This window comes from Rhizobium sp. P1_E6, from assembly GCF_056405875.1.
Window position 1 is genome coordinate 19,014 of the sequence record NZ_JBFUBG010000058.1, and the last position, 21,250, is coordinate 40,263.

Annotated in this window: 20 protein-coding genes; 12 read left to right on the forward strand and 8 right to left on the reverse strand. The window is 60.6% G+C overall.

Annotation, left to right across the window (positions count from 1 at the left end; translation table 11 throughout):
- Positions 1 to 12: 12 nt before the first annotated feature.
- Positions 13 to 804 (forward strand): hypothetical protein, encoded by a 792-nt coding sequence (locus AC1D35_RS23345; RefSeq protein WP_113309286.1) that lies wholly within the window; start codon positions 13 to 15, stop codon positions 802 to 804.
- On the opposite strand, the gene AC1D35_RS23350 is transcribed toward AC1D35_RS23345, so the two are convergent.
- Positions 801 to 1,868, reverse strand: coding sequence for an FUSC family protein (locus tag AC1D35_RS23350; protein ID WP_113309285.1), 1,068 nt, complete (start codon positions 1,866 to 1,868; stop codon positions 801 to 803). The two genes, AC1D35_RS23345 and AC1D35_RS23350, sit on opposite strands and share 4 nt — an antisense overlap.
- Before the next feature lie 58 nt (positions 1,869 to 1,926).
- Between AC1D35_RS23350 and AC1D35_RS23355 the strand changes: the two genes are divergently transcribed.
- The 4 genes from AC1D35_RS23355 (at position 1,927) to AC1D35_RS23370 (ending at position 4,810) form a co-directional block, all read left to right on the forward strand.
- On the forward strand, positions 1,927 to 2,388 hold the full coding sequence (locus AC1D35_RS23355; RefSeq protein ID WP_113309284.1) for a MarR family transcriptional regulator: 462 nt from the start codon (positions 1,927 to 1,929) through the stop codon (positions 2,386 to 2,388).
- A gap of 65 nt (positions 2,389 to 2,453) precedes the next feature.
- Positions 2,454 to 3,041 (forward strand): 5-formyltetrahydrofolate cyclo-ligase, encoded by a 588-nt coding sequence (locus AC1D35_RS23360; protein WP_113309283.1) that lies wholly within the window; start codon positions 2,454 to 2,456, stop codon positions 3,039 to 3,041.
- A 3-nt stretch (positions 3,042 to 3,044) separates the two neighbouring features.
- Positions 3,045 to 3,869 (forward strand): TIGR00282 family metallophosphoesterase, encoded by an 825-nt coding sequence (locus AC1D35_RS23365; protein ID WP_113295384.1) that lies wholly within the window; start codon positions 3,045 to 3,047, stop codon positions 3,867 to 3,869.
- Between the two features lie 95 nt (positions 3,870 to 3,964).
- On the forward strand, positions 3,965 to 4,810 hold the full coding sequence (locus AC1D35_RS23370; RefSeq protein WP_113309282.1) for an MBL fold metallo-hydrolase: 846 nt from the start codon (positions 3,965 to 3,967) through the stop codon (positions 4,808 to 4,810).
- Between the two features lie 130 nt (positions 4,811 to 4,940).
- Here AC1D35_RS23370 and AC1D35_RS23375 read toward each other — a convergent pair whose 3' ends face one another.
- On the reverse strand, positions 4,941 to 5,444 hold the full coding sequence (locus tag AC1D35_RS23375; protein WP_113309281.1) for a pyridoxamine 5'-phosphate oxidase family protein: 504 nt from the start codon (positions 5,442 to 5,444) through the stop codon (positions 4,941 to 4,943).
- Between the two features lie 173 nt (positions 5,445 to 5,617).
- Between AC1D35_RS23375 and AC1D35_RS23380 the strand changes: the two genes are divergently transcribed.
- Entirely contained in the window at positions 5,618 to 6,364 is a 747-nt protein-coding gene (locus AC1D35_RS23380; protein ID WP_113295381.1) for a YebC/PmpR family DNA-binding transcriptional regulator, read from the forward strand.
- 72 nt (positions 6,365 to 6,436) lie between these two features.
- Here AC1D35_RS23380 and AC1D35_RS23385 read toward each other — a convergent pair whose 3' ends face one another.
- From AC1D35_RS23385 to AC1D35_RS23395, 3 genes are all read right to left on the reverse strand, one after another.
- On the reverse strand, positions 6,437 to 7,438 hold the full coding sequence (locus AC1D35_RS23385; protein ID WP_113309280.1) for an LLM class flavin-dependent oxidoreductase: 1,002 nt from the start codon (positions 7,436 to 7,438) through the stop codon (positions 6,437 to 6,439).
- A 100-nt stretch (positions 7,439 to 7,538) separates the two neighbouring features.
- On the reverse strand, positions 7,539 to 8,033 hold the full coding sequence (locus AC1D35_RS23390; protein ID WP_113309279.1) for a GNAT family N-acetyltransferase: 495 nt from the start codon (positions 8,031 to 8,033) through the stop codon (positions 7,539 to 7,541).
- A 7-nt stretch (positions 8,034 to 8,040) separates the two neighbouring features.
- Positions 8,041 to 10,356 (reverse strand): methyl-accepting chemotaxis protein, encoded by a 2,316-nt coding sequence (locus AC1D35_RS23395; protein WP_477851738.1) that lies wholly within the window; start codon positions 10,354 to 10,356, stop codon positions 8,041 to 8,043.
- A gap of 233 nt (positions 10,357 to 10,589) precedes the next feature.
- Between AC1D35_RS23395 and ruvC the strand changes: the two genes are divergently transcribed.
- The 6 genes from ruvC (at position 10,590) to AC1D35_RS23425 (ending at position 14,970) form a co-directional block, all read left to right on the forward strand.
- Positions 10,590 to 11,099: a crossover junction endodeoxyribonuclease RuvC gene (ruvC, locus tag AC1D35_RS23400; protein ID WP_113295377.1), complete on the forward strand. Its 510-nt coding sequence runs from the start codon at positions 10,590 to 10,592 to the stop codon at positions 11,097 to 11,099.
- A gap of 52 nt (positions 11,100 to 11,151) precedes the next feature.
- On the forward strand, positions 11,152 to 11,766 hold the full coding sequence (ruvA, locus tag AC1D35_RS23405; protein WP_113310254.1) for a Holliday junction branch migration protein RuvA: 615 nt from the start codon (positions 11,152 to 11,154) through the stop codon (positions 11,764 to 11,766).
- A gap of 70 nt (positions 11,767 to 11,836) precedes the next feature.
- Positions 11,837 to 12,874 carry a Holliday junction branch migration DNA helicase RuvB gene (ruvB, locus tag AC1D35_RS23410; RefSeq protein ID WP_113295375.1) on the forward strand — a complete coding sequence of 346 codons (1,038 nt, stop codon included), beginning with the start codon at positions 11,837 to 11,839 and terminating at the stop codon, positions 12,872 to 12,874.
- Positions 12,875 to 13,777 (forward strand): metallophosphoesterase, encoded by a 903-nt coding sequence (locus tag AC1D35_RS23415; protein ID WP_113310255.1) that lies wholly within the window; start codon positions 12,875 to 12,877, stop codon positions 13,775 to 13,777.
- Positions 13,778 to 13,781: 4 nt separating this feature from the next.
- On the forward strand, positions 13,782 to 14,294 hold the full coding sequence (locus AC1D35_RS23420) for an NUDIX hydrolase (RefSeq protein WP_113295455.1): 513 nt from the start codon (positions 13,782 to 13,784) through the stop codon (positions 14,292 to 14,294).
- 112 nt (positions 14,295 to 14,406) lie between these two features.
- The gene (locus AC1D35_RS23425; RefSeq protein WP_113310256.1) at positions 14,407 to 14,970 is read left to right on the forward strand and encodes a DinB family protein; all 564 of its coding nucleotides are present in this window, start codon (positions 14,407 to 14,409) and stop codon (positions 14,968 to 14,970) included.
- A 95-nt stretch (positions 14,971 to 15,065) separates the two neighbouring features.
- Here the strand turns inward: AC1D35_RS23425 and AC1D35_RS23430 are convergent, their stop codons facing one another.
- The 3 genes from AC1D35_RS23430 to AC1D35_RS23440 form a co-directional block, all read right to left on the reverse strand.
- Positions 15,066 to 16,448 (reverse strand): virulence factor family protein, encoded by a 1,383-nt coding sequence (locus AC1D35_RS23430; protein ID WP_113295372.1) that lies wholly within the window; start codon positions 16,446 to 16,448, stop codon positions 15,066 to 15,068.
- Complete coding sequence (gene mprF / locus AC1D35_RS23435; RefSeq protein WP_113310257.1) at positions 16,445 to 19,051, reverse strand: bifunctional lysylphosphatidylglycerol flippase/synthetase MprF; 2,607 nt, start codon at positions 19,049 to 19,051, stop codon at positions 16,445 to 16,447. The genes AC1D35_RS23430 and mprF overlap by 4 nt, the downstream gene beginning before the upstream one ends.
- Before the next feature lie 214 nt (positions 19,052 to 19,265).
- Positions 19,266 to 21,250 (reverse strand): mechanosensitive ion channel family protein (locus tag AC1D35_RS23440; RefSeq protein ID WP_477940244.1); only part of this gene is annotated, 1,985 nt, incomplete at its 5' end.

Sequence of the window (21,250 nt, forward strand, 5' to 3'; positions counted from 1 at the left end):
CGGGGGTATCTTATGCAGCTCGCAACCGTTTCGGCGTCCACCCTTCTGCGCGGCACTCAGCCAGCACAATCCGGCGTTTCATCCACGAGCGACGAGCCCGATACCGGCGTATTGAAGATCCAGCGGCAGTCGCTGGCGCTGGAGCAGGTGCGAAATTCGCTGGCAAGCTCCGCCGACGATGCAAAGAGCCGTGCCCAGCGCAAGCTCGAGGAAGCCAAGCAGGAGCTTCAGGCGCTGAAGACGGCGGGCTTTCCTCCGGAAGTGATCGCCCGTCTCGCGGCCGAACTCGCGCGCAAGGTCGGCGCCGCGGCCTCCGAATTCGCCTCGGCCGTTGCCACTGGTGGCTCTTCCGGCGAAAGTGCCGCCACCAGCGCAGCAGCCACGTCCGCTTCCACGGCCGCGACGACCGATGCCACCACGAGCGCAACAGGCAAGGTTGTCGCAAGCGATGCAACGGCTTCCACTGAGGCAACGCAGGATACCGAAACGCCAACGGAAGCAGCCGAAGACGGCACCAACACTGCGGAAACGGATGGCGCGGCTCATGCCCGCAAGGCCTATCAGGAAACCGTCGAAGACGGTCCGAAGTCGTCGGCAATTTCCGCCGATGACCGCAAAACGATGGAAGAATTCAAATCCGTCGTCCGCGAACTGAAGCAGATCCTTGAAAAGGCCATGCGCGATCTACGCGAGAAGAACCGCGATGCTGCCGCCGATGGCGCAATCGGCGCAGCACAATCGGCCGTGACCGGCCTGTCGGCTGCAGTGCCGACGGCGACCATTCCCTCCAGCATCGTCGTCTAGGTTTTCGGCGCTGCCGTCTGAGGCAACAGATAAATCGTTGCCTGGTTGACGAGCAGCACCAGGCAGGCGGCAAAGACGGTTGCGAATAACCTGTCCAGGAGCGCGGAAGCCGGCACGGCATGATCGGCTGTCCCCATGGCCATCATCATCAGCGGCGTCATCACGATCGAATAGACGAGATAGTTCCTGGCCCGCAAAAACGGCCTGATACCGCCGAGCGCTGCGACAACAAGCACATCGGCCCAGATCGGCAAGGCAAGGAAGGATAACAACCCCGCACAGCAGACGCCGAAAAGGACGCCGATCACCCTTTGCGTCGTCTTGAGCGGCAAACGTTCCGGCCGCCGCTCGATCAGCAGCACCAGCGTCAGCGCCGCCCAATGAACGTCATGATCGGGAAAGAACAGGTGGATCAGCGAGACGGCACTCAGGCAGGAAACCAGCCGGACGGGATATTGCCAACCTGCCGGCTCCACCAGGGAGTGCCGTAGCCTGTTGAATTTCTGTCTGGCGGTTGGCTTGCGGTCGTCCTCGGTCTCCTCTGAGGCATGACCGCGGGTATGCGCGACGACCACAGCCATCGCCATGTGGAGAACGACAGCGAAAAGCGCGCCGCCGATGATGACGGCAAAGATAAGCAGCGGATCTGCCGTCGTGGCGGAGACGATGCCGCCGACCATGACCAGATAGAAGATGAAACGCATCGAGGCGGCGACCATGGCGCGATCGAAACCGCCTGTGACACCGGCAAGCGCGGCGATCAAGAGCAGGCCGATCTGCCAAGCGTCGCCGAGCCGCCCGAGTGCGCAGGCAAGCGCTGCCGCAAGCATCAGCACCAGCAGTGCGGCCCCTGCGCTCGCGGCTTGCGCCCGCAGTCTGCCATGCGCTACCGTCCCGCTCATCGCCATGCCGCCGATCAGGCCGAGCCCCGTATGGTGGCCTTTCGCAGCAAGCAGTGCCGGAACGGCCATGGCAAGCGCTGGTACGGCGATTTCGATTGCCGTCACTTCCTTTTCAGTCGACCAGCGAAAGGCCCCGGCTACGTGATTGAGTGTCTTTTCCATCAACCGTCTCTCAGACCCGGAATTGGGATCGGGGAAAATAATACGCAGTGCGTACTATATGTCCAGTAACCACGACGCACCTGCGACACTTATCCTGCGATCCGTCCTGTTGCTCGGCCGCCGCCTGCGTGCCGCGCGGGCCGAGGGTCCGCATAGCCTGTCGACCATCGCAATCCTCGCCACCCTTCACCGTCTGGGGCCGATGCCCGCCTGGCGGTTGGCCCTGGAGGAGCACCTGCAACCGCAATCGGTTACCCGCATCATCGCTGCACTTGAGCGCGACGGGCTCATCAGCCGCATGCGTAGCGAGACCGACCGTCGCGAGATCGAACTGTCGATCACTCCTCACGGCCGTACGGTGTTGTCCGAGGACATAGGCTCTCGCCGCGCCTGGCTGGAAAAGGCGATGGACGCCCGCCTGACGCCGGAAGAGCGCACGACATTGATGGAAGCATCGGAAATCATGCTGAAGCTCGCCCAAGCCCATATCGAGGATGAGCCGCCAATAGGTGAAGAATAGGTGTTTTGCCTGTTGCAACCGACGGCGAGCGGCTATCTTCGCCGGATAACGATACGGAACCTAAAATGACACCAAAGGAATTGAAGGCCCAACTGCGCACCGGGCGTCTGGCGCTTCGCGACGCCATCCCGACCGGTCTGCGTGCCGCCAAAAGCCTCGACATGGCGGCTCATGCCGGCGATGCCATTGCTTTTGCGCCCGGCACCATCATCTCGGGTTTTCTGCCGATCCGCTCCGAAGCCGACTTACAGCCGTTGATGACACGGTGGCGCGGACGTGGAGCCCGCCTCTGCGTGCCAGCCATCATCAATAAGCAGACCATTGTCTTCCGGGAACTCGCCCATGGCTCAGCGCTGATCAGCACCGGTTTCGGCACGGTCGGCCCAGGTGAGGATGCGGCTGTTCTCGACCCCGATATTATGCTCGTGCCGCTGTCCGCCTTCGATTCCCGTGGCCACCGCATCGGCTACGGCGCCGGCCATTACGACCGGGCAATCGACCGTCTCCGGCAAAAAGGCCTGTCTCCGAAGCTGATCGGCATTGCATTTGACTGCCAGGAAGTGGCAGAGGTACCCGCTGAGCCGCACGACATAAGCCTGGATGCCATCCTGACGGAAAGCGGCCTGCGCCATTTTACCTCACGGATTGGATAGGGAATGCGACTGCTATTTCTGGGTGACATGGTTGGCAAGACGGGACGCACGGCGGTTTGGGATCGCCTGCCCGGCCTGGTTTCCGACCTGAAACTCGACTTCGTCATCGTCAATGGCGAGAACGCCGCCGGCGGCTTCGGCATCACCGAAGACATTTTTCTGGAAACGATCAATGCCGGCGCCGACGTGGTGACGACAGGCAATCACGTCTGGGACCAGAAGGATGCCGTCGCCTTCGCAGGTCGCCATGACCAATTCCTGCGACCGGCGAACTACCCTCAGGGAACGCCTGGCCGCGGCTCAGGCCTTTTCTATGCGCGCAACGGCGCCCGCGTGCTCGTCGCAAACATCATGGGCCGCGTCTTCATGCATCCCGAGCTCGACGACCCCTTCAAGGCGGCCGAAACGATCCTTGCTGCCTGCCCTTTGAAGGAACAGGCCGATGCCATCATCTTCGATTTCCATGCGGAAGCGACAAGCGAGAAGCAGTGCTTCGGCCATTTCGTCGACGGCCGCGCCAGCTTTGTCGTCGGGACGCACACTCATGTGCCGACCGCCGACACGCAGATCCTGAACGGCGGCACCGCCTATATGTCGGACGCCGGCATGTGTGGCGATTACGACTCCTCGCTCGGCATGGACAAGGAAGAGCCGCTCAACCGCTTCATCTCCAAGATGCCGAAGGGCCGCATGGAGGCAGCCACCGGGCCTGCCACGATCTGCGGTGTCGGCGTGGAAATCTCCGATGCGACGGGACTGGCGGAGAAGATCGCCCCCCTGCGCCTCGGCCCGAGGCTTGCCGAGACGATCCCGGAGTTTTGGCGCTAGCGCCTCGTAACACGCAATTGTGAGCATGCCCCGTCTGGACCGCTGCGACGGCATGCCGCATCCTCCCGGCGTCGTGAAAGCGCCGGAGGGGTGGCATGAAGCCGCATTGTCTTGTCCTCGCTATCGCATGTGTTGCGGTTTTCTCCGCACCGAACCTTGCCGAAGCCCAGGAAGATCGAAGACCGGTCAGCCAGTGCCAGGCCATCGCGCAGAATATTCCCAAGGCCACCTTCGCGAGTTTCTCCAGCACAGTGCCGGTGGTCCCAGCGGTTTCCGAGGGTGAGGACGTCAAGTTCACCTATCTCGGCCATTCGACTTTCGAGATCGAGACGCCTGGCGGCATCGTCATCGCCACTGATTATAATGGTTGGTACAAGCCGGCCGTCACCCCCGATGTCGTGACCATGAACAAGGCGCACTCAACGCATTACACGCTGACGCCGGATCCCGGCATCAAACACGTGCTGCATGGCTGGAGCGACGCCTCTGGCGATAAGGCCAGGATCAATCTCGTGGTTGGTGACGCCTATATCCGCAACGTCACGACGGATATCCGCTTCAGCTACGGGCTCGGCGGTTCACAACTCGACGGTAATTCCATTTTCATCTTCGAGATATCAGGCCTTTGCATCGGCCATCTCGGCCACCTGCATTATGAGCTGACCGATACGCATTACACCGAAATCGGCAGGCTCGACGTGGTCATGGTACCGGTCGACGGCGGCCTGACCATGGGACCCGACAGCATGAGCCGCGTCATCAAACGGCTGCGCTCATCGCTGATACTGCCGATGCATCGCCGCGGGCCACCGGTCAACGCCTTCGTCTCGATGTTCGGCAATGGTTTCGACGTCAACTATGCGCCCGACAACAGCATTACCGTTTCGCTGCGGACGCTCCCGAAGAAGCCCCTGATCTATGTGATGAAAGACGTGCAGTAAAAGGGCCCGGACTACAGCATCAGCCCGAAAATCGGAATCGATTTTCGGGCTGATGCTGTAGATTCAAAAAGGTAGAGCGTCCGTTGTGCGTCCGAATGGACGCACGGCGCTCTATGCCGGGCCTTTGGACTCAAGCAAATTGCAGATGCCGCTTGATGCCGACATCGGGCATCTTCTCCTCGTCGAAATTGGCCTTGGCGATTTCCCAGCCGAATTTCAGCTTGCTGCCGGTAGACACCCAGATTTCCGCATCATCGACATGCATGGAAAGCATCGTCAGTTTCGGATCCTTCTTGCCGCCCTCATACCAAGCGGCCACGACAGAGTTCCAGAACTCCTCGATCTTTGCGGAATCAGGACGCACCTCGATAACCCCGGACAGGCAGGCATGATAATCGTGGTTCTTGCCGATGACGCAGAAATACGCGCGGCTGCCTGGTTTGATCATCTGCACGAGTTCGGCATCCGTCTTGGTATAGAACCAGATCGTATTGGTGGTCGGATCGACATTCGGAGCCATCGGCTGCATATGCATGTCGACGCCTGAAAGGCCGAGCATGCCGGCATGGATGTCGTTGATCTGGTCCCAGAGCTGACGTGCCGGTTGTTCACGGGCTTCGCTGAAGCTTGCCATAGCCGTTCCTTTCCTGTTGGTGTCGTCGGTTGAAAACGTCATCTCCTCGGCTTTGTTCCGCCACCCGCCACGCCGTCAGGGAAGGATCGAAAAGCTGCTTTTTCCTTGAATATCGCCCCTTCCGATCCTATAAGGCGGCCCATTCCGAACAATGAGACGTGAACAGGGGTGCCATGGCTGGCCATTCACAGTTTAAAAACATCATGCACCGCAAGGGCCGTCAGGATTCCGTGCGGTCGAAAATGTTCTCCAAGCTCGCGCGCGAAATCACCGTTGCCGCCAAGGCCGGCCTGCCCGACCCGACGATGAACGCCCGCCTGCGCCTGGCGATCCAGAACGCCAAGGCCCAGTCGATGCCGAAGGACAATATCGACCGCGCGATCAAGAAGGCTTCCGGCGCCGACACGGAGAACTATGACGAAGTCCGCTATGAAGGCTATGGCCCGGGCGGCACGGCGATCATCGTCGAGGCCCTGACCGACAACCGTAACCGCACAGCTTCTAACGTCCGCTCGATCTTCACCAAGGCCGGCGGCGCCCTCGGTGAAACCGGCTCGGTGTCCTTCTCCTTCGACCATGTCGGCGAAATCACCTACAAGCTGTCCGCGGGTGACGCCGACAAGATCATGGAAGCCGCCATCGAGGCCGGCGCCGATGACGTCGAGACCGATGAGGAAGGCCACTACATCACAACCGCCTTCGAAGCCCTCGGCGACGTTGCCAAGGCTCTCGAAGCCACTCTCGGTGAAGCTGATACCGTAAAGGCGGTCTGGCGCGCCCAGAACAACGTGCCGGTCGACGAAGAAAAGGCCCAGTCGATGCTGAAGCTCATCGACTCGCTCGAAGACGATGACGACGTCCAGAACGTCTATTCGAACTTTGAAGTCTCGGAAGAAGTCCTGGCCAAGCTTTCGGCCTGACGCCTTATCGAATACGGAATCAAAAACCCGGCTGCACTTCAGCCGGGTTTTTGTTTGCCTGAATTCTGCTGGTTAGGCCGCAGCCCGCATGAAATTACCGAGCCCGGCAAAGAGCTCCACCGATTTCAATCGCGCCTCGACGTCATGGATCGGCATCGAGATGATCACCTCGTCGGCCTGCGTCTCCTTCAGGAAGTCGTTGAGCTGAGCTTCGGCCGTGGCCGGCGAGCCGACGACGGCGTAACGCAGCGTGTGTTCGACATTCATCTTCTCCATCGGCGACCAGAAAGCATCCATATCCTTGAGCGGTCGCGGGAAAGGCCCGCGCACATTGCGCCGCAGGTTGACAAACTGCTGCTGGGCCGAAGTGAAATGATACTGTGCCTCCTCGTCCGTTTGCGAAACGGCGCCCATGACGCCGACCATTACATAGGGCTTGTCGAGTTCTGCCGAGGGCTGGAAACGGTCACGGTAGATCGCGATCGCATCGAGCAGCATATCAGGCGCGAAATGCGAGGCGAAGGCAAAGGGAAGGCCGAGCATGGCCGCAAGCTGGGCGCTGTAGAGACTGGAGCCGAGCAGCCAAATCGGGATGTGCGAACCATTGCCGGGTACGGCAAGGATCGCCTGGTTTTCGATCGGCGTACCGAGAAGCTGCTGCAACTCCACCACATCATTGGGAAAGCTGTTTGCTCCGGCATCGAGATTACGCCGCAGCGCCTGCGCCGTGCGCATATCCGTTCCCGGCGCGCGGCCAAGCCCGAGATCGACACGCCCGGGAAACAAAGCTTCCAGCGTCCCAAACTGTTCGGCAATGACGAGCGGCGCATGGTTCGGCAGCATGACGCCGCCCGAGCCGATGCGGATGGTCTTCGTCACCGCTCCGATCTGGCCGAGAATGACTGAGGTTGCAGCGCTTGCAACGCCGGGCATACCGTGATGCTCCGCCATCCAGAAACGCGTATAGCCGTATTCCTCAGCCTTCTGAGCCATTCGCTTCGACGCAGCGAAAGATTGGCTGATGGTCGTGCCTTCAGCCACGGGGGAAAGATCGAGAATGGAAAAGGGAACCATGGAAACCTGCCGCGCAAGAATAGGGGTGCGGTCTATGTAGGTTCGCTATGGAGCTATTCCAAATCGCAGCGCAAACAAAAACACGGGTAGCAAGCGGCTGTCATTCGTCGAAAGCAGAAGAGAATTTCAGTGCACCGGAGGGTGGCGGTCCCTTGAAGACGATCCGCTGCACATATCGCGTTTCGAGATCGCCGTAAGTCAGCCTTCCATCGCTTTCGAAGCCGACGCCGCGATAGACCGAGGGATTGCCGATCAGCGCACAGCCCGTCGCGTCACGCTCTCTCAGCAGGTCCAGACCTTTCTGGATCAACGCTCTGCCGATGCCCTGCCGCTGCCGCTCCGGCTTCACCGAAATCGGCCCCAGCCCATACCATCCGTCCTCGACACCGCCGATCGTGATCGGCGAGAACGCGATATGGCCGATGATCTCTTCGCCCTCTTCCGCAACGAGCGATATCGCAAGGTCACCTGATGCACGAAGATCCCTGACGATCCGGGCCTCGGTATTGTTGCTATAAGGCATCGGCTCGAATGCCGCCCATGTCAGTGCGTGAATGGCATCCGCATCCTCAGGTCTTTCGAAGCGGATAATCATAATACGATCAAGCCCGTTTCCGCAGCAGGTGCATGTCGCCGCCATGCTGCTGATGTCCTTCGCCAAGGGTGAAATTGCCGAGCCGGCGGTCCATTTCCACAGCCTCCGTCGCGAGACGATGGATCGCAGCCGTCGTTTCCTCGACCATAGCCGCATTCTGCTGCGTCATGGAATCGAGTTCGGCGACAGACGTGTTGATCTGCCGTAACGTATCCGCCTCCTCGCGGGTGGACTCCATGATCTCGTTGATCTGGCCGTTGATGGCTTCGACATGGCCGCCGATGCCGGTCAGTGCAACCCCGGCCTTCTCGACGAGGGCCACACCGCTTTCTACCTCATGCGTGGATTTCTGCAGCAGGCTGGAGATTTCCTTGGCTGCACTCGAAGACCGCTGCGCCAGTTCGCGCACTTCCATGGCGACGACCGCAAAGCCCTTGCCGCTTTCGCCGGCACGCGCTGCCTCGACGCCGGCGTTCAGCGCCAGCAGATTGGTTTGGAAGGCGATATCGTCGATGACGGAAATGATGGTGTTGATCTGGCGCGAAGACGTCTGGATCGCCTCCATCGCCGCAATCGTCTCGCGCATGATCTGACTGGAGCCGACCGTTTCCTTCTTGGCATCGCGGGCGATGCGCTCGGCATGCTCGGCTCTTTGGATCTGCACGCGCACCGACTGGGTGATGGCGCTGATCGCATTAGCCGTCTCGGTGATCGAGCTTGCCTGCCGCTCGGTGCGGCCGGCCAGTTCATCCGCCCCCGTGCGCATCTCCTCGGAGCCTGCACGGACGGCCATCGAGTTGCCGCCGATCGCCGTCATCGTTTCGTTAAGCGTTGAGAGCGCCTCGTTGAAGTTCACGCGCAGGCTTTCGAGCTCGCTCGGGAAGCGGGTTTCGATCTGATAGGCCAGATCGCCGCTTGCCAGATGATGAAGCCCTTCGTCGAGTGCCGTGACGACGTCCTGCAGGCTGCGGGCTTCGGCTTCGCGCTGCGCAAGGTTCTCCTGGCGTTCGCTTTCGGCCTGCGCACGCGTTTGCTCGCTCACTGCTTCGAGTTCGCGGCCTTCGATCAGCGATTGCTTGAAACGGCCAAGCGCCTTCGCCATCGTGCCAATCTCGTCCTTGCGGTTCTGGCTGCCGATCTCGACTTCCAGCTTGCCGTCAGCGACTTCGCGTGTCACGCCCGCAAGGCGGGCGAGCGGCGAGAACAGAAAGTTGGTGATGAGCCCCGTGGCAACAGCCATGATGACGAGAACGCCGATGCCGATCCAGGTCAGCAGCGTGGCGATCTCGATGGAGCCGGCATTCAATTCGCTGAGCAGCACGCTTTCGACGACGAGGAACCGGTCACCGCGATAGTCGATGCCGCGCACATAAGCGCGTGCCACACCATCGGCGCGATCGAAATCCGCAACTGTCATCGCCGAGCTCGCTAGCGCATCCTTCACAAAGGTGAACTGCGCAGTATCGAGCGTCGCAAGCCGGCCGGACGCATTAAGACCGACGGCCGAGCCGTCACCTGAAATGATCGCCGCCTGTGCCGTGCTGCCGGACACGATACCCTTCGCTAGAATGCCGGTGACGACGTCGTCGCGCACCTTGAACAGCATCAGACCCTTCGCCTGGCCGAGCTTGACGATCGGCACGGCATAGAAGATCGCCGAGTTGCCGCTGCCCGCATCGACGCGCAGACCGGAGAAGGCCGTCGGCGCGGAATCGTCGGTTGCCTTCGCGGTATTCTCGATCGCCTTGGCATAGGCGATGCCTGATCCGGTGGCCTTCCAGGCGTCGGACTTCAGGTTTTCGGCAAAGTCGTCGTTCTTCTTGTAGGAATAGAGCACGGTGCCGTCGAGATCGACGATCAGCAGATCGCTGAAGGCGGTATCAGTGAGATCGCGGGCCACCTCGCCCTGCGTCTTCTCGTGGCTCGAATAATAAAATCCGCTCGGCCCCTCGGGCTTGGTAAGCTTTTCGCGCTGGTCGGCCGGATTCGGGTTGTTCGTGATAAATACCTTCTTCAGCTCGCCCCGCGCATCGCCGGAGCTCTTCTCCATCGTCTTCCAGCCGCTTTTCAAATTAGTGATCGACATCTGCAGCGCTTCGATGCGCGCTATGGAGGTCGCCTGGTTCTCAAGCTGCTCGAACTGATCCTGCAGCATGTCGCCGCGGAAGATCAGCACACTCTCCTTCGCCTTCAGTGCCTGCTCGTCGGAAACGCGGCTGCTGGCGAAATAGGCGAGGACGTCAATCACCGCGACCGAAAGCGTGGCCAACAGGATGAAGGTGGCAATCACCTTGAAGGACAGGGACTGAAATCTCTGAGCCATGAAAACGAACCCTTCCGGAACGGCGCACCAGTCGGGAAAATCGCCGGCCAGTTGACCTGTAAACAGAACATCGGAGGCTTAAGCCCTGCGGAAGCCGGCCCCTCTCACATTTGATGGACCAGAATTCATGCATCCGGTTTAATTCCCGGTAAATGCCGTACCGAAAACAGGGCGCGTTTTCGCTTTGTTCACATATCGATGGCACTTATTTCGCCTCCGCTATAGGGTGAGCCATGCAAAACACGATTCGCATCATCGGTATCGATCCCGGCCTTCGCCGCACGGGATGGGGCATTATCGATACGCTCGGTAATTCGCTGCGTTTTGTTGCCTCGGGAACCGTCACCTCGGATGGTGACATGGATCTCGCCTCGCGCCTCTGCCAGCTGCATGACGGCCTTGCTGAAGTCGTTCATTCCTACAAGCCGGACGAAGCCGCCGTCGAACAGACCTTCGTCAACAAGGATGCGGTAGCGACCCTGAAGCTCGGCCAGGCTCGGGGTATTGCCATGCTGGTGCCTGCCCGCGCCGGCCTGCCGGTGTCGGAATATGCACCGAACGCCGTAAAGAAGACCGTCATCGGCGTCGGTCACGGCGAGAAGAAACAGATCCACATGATGCTGAAAATTCTCATGCCGAAAGTCGAATTCAAGGGCGACGACGCCGCCGACGCCTTGGCGATCGCCATCTGCCATGCCCATCACCGCGGTGGAAACCGTATGCGCCAGGCGATGGCCGGCTGATCTTTCGCTCGATATCATTTCACCCGAAACCCATCCCTGACGGAACAAGATCATGATCGGCAAGCTGAAAGGCACTATAGACGAGATCGGCGATGACTATGTGCTCGTGGATGTGCACGGCGTCTGCTACGTCGCCTATTGCTCGGCGCGCACGCTCTCGAAGCTCGGTTCCGCGGGAGAAGCCTGCGTGCTCTTCATCGAAACCTATGTGCGCGAGGACCAACTTAAGCTCTTCGGCTTCCAGACGCAGCTCGAACGCGAATGGTTCAATCTGCTGCAGAGCGTGCAGGGCGTCGGCGCGAAAGTAGCGCTCGCGGTGCTTTCGACCCTGACACCTCCCGAACTTGCCAATGCGATCGCCCTCCAGGACAAGACCGCCGTTTCACGCGCCCAGGGCGTCGGTCCCAAGGTCGCGATCCGTATCGTCACCGAGCTCAAGAACAAGGCACCTGCCTTTGCCGGCGATGCGATCAATATCGGCCTCAAGCAGGAGATCGGCGAAGGTGTGGCCGCAGCCCCCGTTGCCGACGCCGTTTCAGCCTTGACCAATCTCGGCTATTCGCGTGATCAGGCAGCCAATGCGGTTGCCGCCGCCATGAAGACCGCCGGCGAAGATGCGGATAGCGCCAAGCTGATCCGTCTTGGCCTGCGGGAACTTTCGCGCTGATGGCCCCGCAGGGTGTCAACGCAGGCCGCTTGGTGTATGGACTTGAGCAAGCTTCGAACGGAAATACCCTATGACCGATGCCCGCCTGATAACGCCTGAAAAGCGTGGCGAAGACCTGGATACGACGCTACGCCCGCAGTCTCTGGACGAGTTCACCGGCCAGGCGGAAGCGCGTGCCAATCTCAAGATCTTCATCGAAGCCGCCAAAAACCGCGGTGAGGCGCTGGACCATGTCCTCTTCGTCGGCCCACCCGGCCTCGGCAAGACGACGCTGGCGCAGATCATGGCAAAGGAACTCGGCGTCAACTTCCGTTCCACCTCCGGCCCTGTTATCGCCAAGGCCGGCGATCTGGCCGCATTGCTGACCAATCTCGAAGAGCGCGACGTTCTCTTCATCGACGAAATCCATCGCCTCAACCCGGCGGTCGAGGAAATCCTCTATCCGGCGATGGAAGATTTCCAGCTCGACCTCATCATCGGCGAAGGCCCGGCCGCCCGCTCGGTGAAGATAGACCTGTCGAAATTCACCCTCGTTGCCGCCACCACCCGCCTCGGCCTGCTGACCACGCCGTTGCGCGACCGTTTCGGCATTCCTGTGCGCCTTTCCTTCTACACGGTGGAGGAACTCGAGCTGATCGTTCGCCGCGGCGCCCGCCTGATGGGCCTTGGCATGACCGATGACGGGGCCCGCGAGATCGCGCGGCGCGCCCGCGGCACGCCGCGCATCGCCGGCCGCCTGCTGCGCCGCGTGCGCGACTTCGCCGAAGTCGCAAGGGCCGAAGCCGTCACCCGCGAGGTCGCCGACGAGGCGCTGACCCGCCTGCTGGTCGACAATGTCGGCTTCGATCAGCTCGACAAGCGTTACCTCAATATGATCGCCGTCAATTTCGGCGGCGGCCCGGTCGGCATCGAAACCATCGCCGCCGGCCTCTCCGAGCCGCGTGACGCGATTGAAGACATCATCGAGCCGTATATGATCCAGCAGGGTTTCATTCAGCGCACGCCGCGCGGCCGCGTTCTGACCGCAATCGCATGGAAACATCTCGGCATGCAGCCGCCGAAGGATATGGAGGCTGCGCAGTTCGGGCTGTTCCGGGAGGACGATTGATTGATCAGCCGGCGCGGCTTTCTCAAACTCATGGGCGGCAGCTTCGCAGGCCTCATGGCGCTCGGCGGGTATGCCTTCGCCTATGAACCGCTGGCCCGGCTGACGATTTCCCGTTATACGCTGACCCCGCCTGGATGGCCGCCCGGCTTGAAGCTTCGGCTTGTCGCACTTGCCGATTTCCACGCCTGCGAACCCTGGATGTCCGCAGCCCGCATCGCTTCGATCTGCGCCCTCGCGAACGAGCTGGAGGGGGATATCACACTCCTGCTCGGTGACTACGCGGCCGGCATGAACATGGTGACGCGTTATGTCCATTCCAGCGAATGGTCAAAGGCGCTCGCGACGCTCGAAGCCCCGCTCGGTGTCCACGCCATCATGGGCAATCATGATTGGTGGGAGGATAGAACTGCGCAGCTGAATGGCGGAGGCGATACGTTCGGACATAGGGCTTTGGCCGAAGCCGGTATTCCCGTCTATAGCAATCGCGCCGTCCGCTTGGAAAAGGGCGGGCATGGCTTTTGGCTGGCCGGTCTGGAGGACCAGTTGGCGCTCCTGCCGGGCAGGAAATGGGGCCGCAGCCGTATGCAGGGTCTCGATGATCTCGACGGAACGCTCGCGCAGGTTTCCGACGACGCGCCAGTCATCCTGCTTGCCCACGAGCCCGATATCTTTCCGCGCGTGCCCGAACGTGTATCGCTGACGCTGTCTGGCCACACGCATGGAGGACAGATCCGTCTTCTCGGTTATTCGCCGATCGTGCCCTCACGCTATGGCGATCGTTATGCCTATGGCCATATCATAGAGAACGGCCGGAATATCATCGTTTCCGGCGGGCTCGGCTGCTCTATCGCGCCGGTGCGCTTCGGCGTTCCGCCGGAGATAGTGGTCATTGATCTCGGATAATATCATGCCCAAAAGAACCGTCGTACGCCTCAATGCAGGCAGCCAGCGCTTCAACTACCGCATCGCCGGGCTCGGCTTTCGTGATGGGCACGTACTTGTCCATCGCGCTGTTCACGAACCTTTCTGGACCTTTCCCGGCGGCCGTGCCGAGATCGGCGAAACCTCTGAGGAAACGCTGAAACGGGAGATGATGGAGGAGATCGGGGTCGAGGTGACCGTCGGCCGCCTGCTCTGGACCGTCGAGAATTTCTTCCATTACGAAGGGCGCGACTGGCACGAACTCGGCTTCTACTATCTCATGGAAATCCCCCAGGAATTTCCGTTCCGCACGCATGAGATCATTCATCGGGTGGAGGATGGCGACAACCATCTGGAGTTCAAATGGGTGTCCGCAACATTCCAGGCCCTGACCGCGCTCGATATTCCGCCCTATTTCATCGCTGCTGAGATCGAAAACCTGCCCGCCTCGCCCCGTCATCTGGTGTGGCGCGACGGCGATCTCGATGACAAGAACTAAGCAATTCCAGCAAGAGTGCGCAGCGGTTTGCGTCCGGAACTGCGTGAAACAAAGGGATAGAGCATTTCCGTGTTTCGGAGAAAACCGGAAATGCTCCAAGAGAGGAGACGCAATGGCGAGTTTCGACCCCTGCCGCATGTTCCGAAAGCTCGCCTACAACAATGCCCTGGCGAATAATCGGCTTCTTTCCGCCTGTGCAAACCTCAAGCCCGGTGAATTTGAGGCCACGCGCGCAAGCTTTTTCCCGTCGATCAAGTCGACTCTGAACCACATAATCACAGTCGACTGGTTCTATATCGATGGCCTCGAAGGCGGCACGTTCGGCCTTCGTGCCTTCGACATCGAGGAACCCTTTGACAACCTGTCATCACTTGCCTCGGAGCAGGCCAAGGTCGACCAGCGCCTTGTTGCCGTCTGCGAAGCGCTGACGCTGGAGAAGCTTGCCTCTACTATTGACCTGCAGCGCGACGGCCGCATCCAGCGGGAGCGCATGGAGGACGTGCTGAACCACCTCTTCCAGCATCAGACGCACCATCGCGGGCAGGTTCATGCCATGCTGTCCGGCAGCAGCGTCGCGCCGCCGCAGCTCGACGAATTCATCGTCAACGACGATGCGAGGTTCCGGAACGGCGAGATCACCGCACTCGGCTGGAGCGAAGAGATGCTGATGCGCTGAGCAACTCCAGCAAAGGCGCGCAGCGGTCTCGCGGTCGGAATTGCGTAAAACACAGAGATAGAGCATTTCCGTAGTTCAAAGAAAAACAGAAATGCTCATCCCTTGAGACGCGCTTTCAGGCCATTGATGATCGTCTTGGTCAGAAGACCGTAATTCTCATCGAAGTGATGGTCGCCCGGCAGTTCGATCACCTCGCCGCCGACATCCTTGACGGCAGGGCACGCTACATCATCGTCATCATCCTTGCCGTAGATGCACTGGACGAGTTTCGGATCGGTACCCTTGAGGTCCTTGATAGGATCGCCGCTCGCCCCGTCGGTCTTCTGACCCAGCCAGCCCATGACGGAGATCACGTAGTCGACCTGGTGCGACAGCGACAGAAGCGAAATCTGCGCCACCGTCTCCTTCTCGGCCGGCTTCAGACGCTGATAGGTGGCAGGCAGGATATCGGCGCCGAAGGAATAGCCGATCAGCAGAACATGCTTCACCTTCCACTGCTTGCGGTAGAAGTCGATGATACGGGAGAGGTCGTCGGCCGTTTCCTGCGGCTCTCTCTCCGTCCAGAAATAGCGCAGCGAGTCGATGCCGACGACGGGAATGCCCTCCTTCTGCAACATGCCGCCCACTTCCTTGTCGATATCACGCCAGCCGCCGTCGCCGGAATAGATGACGGCCATCGTATCGAGGTTCGGCTTGGCATCGAGGATCGCGAGCGGCAGGCCAAGCGGATTGTCGAAGGCACCCGAGGCCGTTACCAGATCATCGAGCGTATCGGCAAACGTGGTCTGCGCATCGTCGGAAGAATCGCGGATTTCGATCGCATCATGTACTTTCTTCAGATCCTCGACATGGGCACGACCATCCTTGTCGGCCGCAGGCGTGAAGGTGGCGATAACAGGGTCCGGCAGGGCGCCATCGCTAAGCCCGTAGATGCTACGGTCCCCCACCACCCGCTTGGTCGCCGGCGTGCAGAGCTCCTTGGTCAGCGGAATACCTGCGCGCGGATCGACGGCGAATGTCTGACCGATCGTCGCATCGGGCGTCTGCGCGGCAATGGCCAGCGCCAGAGCGCCGCCCTCGCCGATTCCGGCGATGATGGGCAGGTGATATGGGCTGTTGCCTGCGGCGCGCTGCACCTGCTGGCTCAGAGATTCAATATCGGAAACCGTATAGATGCAGCCATCGTTCAAGCTGACGTCGTAGCGATTGAGCGCTTCCATATAGGACGGAAAGTCGACGCCGATGACGACGGTACCCTCCGAAACCAGGCGGTCGGCCTCGGTCTTTTCATTGTCTCCCCAGCCGGCGGCATCGGAGATCAGGAAGACGGCGCCCTTCACTTCGCCCTGCGGCAGGAAAATGTGCGGTGAAGGGATAAGGCCTGTCTCGAAACTATCAGTGGTTTCTTCCGCAGCATAGGACGGCGCAGCCGCGAGCATGCTGACGCATGCAGCGGCAAAGAGTATGTTTTTCATCATTTTCTCACTACCCCTTTCAATCCGCCTCCGATCAGAAATGTCGCATCCATCAATGCGATCATCGGATTGCCCCCTCCTGAAACCGCAAGATAGCGCGGTTGCCAGTGCGGATGAAACTTGGATTTGAAGGCACGAAGCCCCTTGAAGTTGTAGAAGCGCTCGCCGTGTTCGAAGACGGTCCCGCCGATACGATCCCAGACGGGCGCCACCTCGCGTTTCGACATGCCGGAGAGAGGCGCCATGCCGAGGTTGAAATGCGTAAAACCCTGGGCGCGCAGATATTCCATGATCTGCACGAACAGGAAGTCCATTGACCCCTTCGGCGCGTCAGGCGAGAAACGCATCAGATCGATCGTCCCCTCCTCTTTCGCCGTGGTGACGAGGATATTGGCAAAGGCGACGATCCGGCCGTCCTTCTTGAGAACGCCGACCGGCTGCGACATCACATAATCCGGATCGAAGGCGCCGAGCGAAAAGCCCTTCTCCTTGGCATTGTGATGCTCGAGCCAGCCATTGGAGACGGCCGAGAGATCGCCGATGATTGCAGGAATATCGGCGGGTTCGACAACGGCGAATTCCAGTCCGTCGCGTTGGGCGCGGCTTGCCGTCTGGCGCAGGTTCGCCCATTTGCCGCCCTTCATCTCGAAGGTGCGCAGATCGGCCACCGCCAACTCACCGAGCTTGAAGGCGCGCAGGCCAGCATCCGCGCAGTGCGAGAGCAGCGCCGGCGAGATCTGGTAGAAGACTGCACGGCAGCCGGCGGCACGCGCCGCTTCCACGAAGCGCCAGACCAACTCCTGCACGGCATGATGGTCGCCGATCGGGTCGAACAGCGCGATCCACGAACGGCCCTGCCGGCCATACATGATGAAGGCGTCGCCCTTTTCCGAAAACATGATGGACTTGTCGCCCATGCGCACCAGATTGGCGTCCGCACTATCCTGCTTCGCGACGATCTCGACAGCGCGGCGGACCGATTCTTCGTCCGCTGGCTCCGGCTTGAAGGTCGCCGGCCTCAGCAGGCTGAAGATGGCGATCGCCGAGGAAATGATGGTGATGCCGAGCACAGCGCGCAGACCGCGCGGCGCTTCCGCCGCAAATTCGAACTGCCACCAGAGTTCGTTGCTGTACTCCACGTCACGATAGACGAAGAGCAGGATGACGACCGCGCCGACGATGATGACCGCAATCGCCATCAGCCAGGATGCCGTCATCGCCTGGTTGAGAAGCGAGGCATGACGAGTAAAGAGCCGGCGACTGACGAACAGCCCGAAGACCAGGAAGGCAAGGAAGGCCGCCTCGACAAGGGCGATCGCCTTCAGCAGCGACAGCGTGAGGGCAGCAACGGCCGAGAATACCGCCACCCACCAGGCGCCGTCGAGCCGCTGGCCCAGGCCTCGCGCGGCAACCACCAGCGCAAGACCAAGCAGACTGGAGAGGAAGTGCGCGCCTTCCACCATCGGCAGAGGCAGATAGTTGGAGAGGAATTCGAGGTTCTGGTCGGGCGTCGGCGTCACGCTCGAAAAGATCAGCATGACGCCCAGGAGCAGCGCCAGCGCAGAAAGAAGCTGCGGCATCAGCCGCCCGCCGATGCGCCGCACGCTGGAAGCGGCCGGATGATCCACGAAGCGGCGTAGCTCGGTGGCCGAGACCGCAAGGATGGCGATTAAGAGCGGCAGCACATGATAGATAAGGCGGTAGAGCACCAGCGAGCCAAGTACAGCATCGATATTCACCGCGCTGCCAAGTGAGGCGATGATGACCGTCTCGAAGACGCCGAGCCCTGCCGGAACATGGCTCAGCACGCCAAGCCCGACGGCGATCGCATAAACCGCCAGAAACACCGGCCAGCCGATCGCCGTCTGCGGCAGGAGCACGTAAAGCACTGTGGCGGAGGCTGCGATATCGAAGGCGGTGACCAGGAACTGGCGCGACCAGGTACGAGAATCCGGCAGGCGGATGGCGATCGACCCGATCTCGATCACCCGGCCGTCGCGACCGAGCACCATGAGAGAGCCGAGGATCGCCAGGATCACCGCTGCCATGATGCGAAGCCAAAGGCTGCCGACGCTGATCAGCGGCGCAATTTCATCGGCGATGATAAGCAATGCAATCGCCGCCACGGCAGCAAGACCGAGGCCGAAGGATAGTGTCACGAAGGCAATGATGCGGCCGATATCCTCAGGCGAAAGTCCAAGCCGCGTATAGGCGCGGTAACGGATCGCTCCACCCGAAAGCGCACCGAAACCAGCGGTATTGCCCACCGCATAGGCACTGAAGGCCGTAAGCGCGACATGCGGAAAAGGCAGCCGCTTGCCGATATATTCGATGGCGTTGAGATCGTAGAAGACGAGCGCCAGAAAGCTCAGTGCCGTGAATAACAAGGCGAGCAGGATGGAACTCAGCCGAGTTTCCGCCAGCGCCTCCACAACATCGTCGTAGCGCACTTCGTCCGTCAGTTGCATGATCGCGTAACCGACGAGACAGAAGATGAGAAGCGTGGCGAAAGCCGTTAACGGCGTCCGGTAGCGTCGAAAGAGCGCACGCAGCGAAAAGCCTTCTTCCGTCTCTGAAATCTCTTCCAAATTGCCGTGACCCGACATCTCGTACCTGCTGCAACTGCCATTCTGGCGGGAATCTCTTTCGAAAGACGTAACATACGCGGCATGCAAGCTCTATGAAGCCGTGCCGCGGCTACCCACACCCGCGCTTGCCGCCTCCTTCATCCCCAATTGGGGCAAATTTGCGCAGCACACAGGCCCGAATGCATTGCATTTTCGTAAGCTTCTCGTCGCCCCCGATGCATATCCGAAAAGATCAGGCCGCCGGCTCGTCGCGCGTGCGTGAGTGCGCCGCATAGCGAGCGGCGGCGGCATCCGCATCGAGTTCCCGCTCGCCGGAAACCTGCACTGTTGGCACGGCGAACTGGATGCCGTTTTCCTTGAAGGCATTGCGGATCATCGCCAGTGCGTTGCGGCGGATGACGAACTGCTCGCCGGGCTTGGTCATCATCGACAAGCGGATTTCGATGGCGAACTCGCCGAACTGCTCGACACCCTTCATCTTCAGCGTCTCGATGATGTTGGGACCCCATTCCGGGTTCTCGAGAAGTTGCTGGCCAATCTGCTTGATGATCTTCTTCGTCTTCACGAGATCGGTGTCGTAGGTCACGTTCAGGCTGATCTTGTCGATCGTCCAGTCGCGGTTGAGATTCTTGACTGCCCCAAGTTCGCCGAAAGGCACCGTCGTCAGTGGCCCGCGGTGATGACGAAGCTTCACGGACCGCAGGCTGAAGGCTTCGACGACACCCTTGTGACTGCCGCTTTCGATATATTCGCCCACACGAAAAGCATCGTCCCACAGATAAAACATGCCACTGATGACATCCTTGACGATCGTCTGTGCACCGAAGCCGACCGCGACGCCGACAACACCGGCGCCGGCAATCAGCGGCCCGATCTCGATGCCGAGGCCCGACAGCACCATCAAGGCGCCGATCACGACGATGACAACCGCGATGATGTTTCGAAAAATCGGCAGCAGTGTCTGCAACCGGGCGCGCTTGACCTTCTCCTCGTCGCTGACCGCGCCATTGATCGGCGCATCGACAAGCTTGCCGTCGATATAGGCCTTGACGAGATGCCAGAGCAAGTCTGCTGCAAGCAGGATGACGATGCCACCGATGATGCCCCGCGCCACCCGGTTAATCATCGTCTCGTTCGACATCATCATCGCGGTGGTTTCGACGCCGAGCATTCGCCCGAGCCAGACCGCTGCGAGGGCGATAATGACCGCCCGCACACCGCGGTCGAGCAGTACGGTCGCGATGCGTCGCTGGGCGAGGAAGCCTGCCTCGGCCTGGTGGAACGACTTGACCGCGAGCGTCGACACCGAAAGCACCTTCGGCAACAGCAGGAGATAGATGCAGACCCAGAGGAGCCAGTCAAAACCGAGCACCCAGATGCCCCAGAGCAGCAGGAAGTAAAGAATCAGCAGCCAGGTTGCGGCGTGACTGCGCCGTGTTTCATTGCCCGGCCGCGAGCAGACCGCCTCCGTCGCGATCAGGAAGAGCCCGATGCCAAGCACATAGCCGACCAGATAACGTGAGCCGATCGAATAGCCGAGCGGCTCCATCGACTGCAGGACGGCCCAGCCGAAGATGAAATAGATGACGAAAAGCACGCAACGCCGAAACCAGAATTGCGCAACGGCGTGATCGACCGCAACCGTCGGCCCTTCCCCACGCGGCAAGGTGACAAGATCGACGATGACCCCGCCGAAGGAAATGGCAAAGCGCTGCACGACCACCGCTATGGCAATGGCGATTGCGATATTCTGGCTGACCGGCGGCCAGTTGAAGCTCACCAGCACCAGCCCAGTCGCCAAGCCGAAGACAATGGCGGGGATGACACGCGCGGCAAGCCTTGCGCCCGTCATCTGCGCCGCCCGTTCCCGCCTTTCGCGCACGGCGGTCCTCACGAGCATTTCGACGATGAAGCCGGTGATCAGGATGGCGAGAAATTGCGCGGCCATGCGCAAGGGGCCGGCCGCGCTCAATTCGCCGACGAAGAGCGATGAAGCACGGGCAACTTCGGACGGCAGCGTCATCGCGGCGCCGGAAACCATGGCGATATGCCGGCGGGCCCGCTGGAGGCGGCCCGACAACACCGACATCTCCTCGTCATTGCCATCAGAAACCGCAGGCGCCGCCATCTGCGTGGCCATCCATTGCTTGACCTCCGGCGTCTGCATCAGTTCCATCATCTGCCGCACCTGGGCAGGCGGCGGCGCAACATCAGGAG

Coding starts and splice junctions, on each gene's coding strand:
- AC1D35_RS23390 (WP_113309279.1), bottom strand. CDS start 8,033: ATGATTATCCGCTTCGAAAGACCTGAGGATGCGGATGCCATTCACGCA.
- mprF (WP_113310257.1), bottom strand. CDS start 19,051: ATGTCGGGTCACGGCAATTTGGAAGAGATTTCAGAGACGGAAGAAGGC.
- AC1D35_RS23350 (WP_113309285.1), bottom strand. CDS start 1,868: ATGGAAAAGACACTCAATCACGTAGCCGGGGCCTTTCGCTGGTCGACT.
- AC1D35_RS23380 (WP_113295381.1), top strand. CDS start 5,618: ATGGCTGGCCATTCACAGTTTAAAAACATCATGCACCGCAAGGGCCGT.
- ruvC (WP_113295377.1), top strand. CDS start 10,590: ATGCAAAACACGATTCGCATCATCGGTATCGATCCCGGCCTTCGCCGC.
- AC1D35_RS23370 (WP_113309282.1), top strand. CDS start 3,965: ATGAAGCCGCATTGTCTTGTCCTCGCTATCGCATGTGTTGCGGTTTTC.
- AC1D35_RS23375 (WP_113309281.1), bottom strand. CDS start 5,444: ATGGCAAGCTTCAGCGAAGCCCGTGAACAACCGGCACGTCAGCTCTGG.
- AC1D35_RS23430 (WP_113295372.1), bottom strand. CDS start 16,448: ATGATGAAAAACATACTCTTTGCCGCTGCATGCGTCAGCATGCTCGCG.
- AC1D35_RS23345 (WP_113309286.1), top strand. CDS start 13: ATGCAGCTCGCAACCGTTTCGGCGTCCACCCTTCTGCGCGGCACTCAG.
- AC1D35_RS23365 (WP_113295384.1), top strand. CDS start 3,045: ATGCGACTGCTATTTCTGGGTGACATGGTTGGCAAGACGGGACGCACG.
- AC1D35_RS23425 (WP_113310256.1), top strand. CDS start 14,407: ATGGCGAGTTTCGACCCCTGCCGCATGTTCCGAAAGCTCGCCTACAAC.
- AC1D35_RS23385 (WP_113309280.1), bottom strand. CDS start 7,438: ATGGTTCCCTTTTCCATTCTCGATCTTTCCCCCGTGGCTGAAGGCACG.
- AC1D35_RS23360 (WP_113309283.1), top strand. CDS start 2,454: ATGACACCAAAGGAATTGAAGGCCCAACTGCGCACCGGGCGTCTGGCG.
- AC1D35_RS23420 (WP_113295455.1), top strand. CDS start 13,782: ATGCCCAAAAGAACCGTCGTACGCCTCAATGCAGGCAGCCAGCGCTTC.
- AC1D35_RS23355 (WP_113309284.1), top strand. CDS start 1,927: ATGTCCAGTAACCACGACGCACCTGCGACACTTATCCTGCGATCCGTC.
- ruvA (WP_113310254.1), top strand. CDS start 11,152: ATGATCGGCAAGCTGAAAGGCACTATAGACGAGATCGGCGATGACTAT.
- ruvB (WP_113295375.1), top strand. CDS start 11,837: ATGACCGATGCCCGCCTGATAACGCCTGAAAAGCGTGGCGAAGACCTG.
- AC1D35_RS23395 (WP_477851738.1), bottom strand. CDS start 10,356: ATGGCTCAGAGATTTCAGTCCCTGTCCTTCAAGGTGATTGCCACCTTC.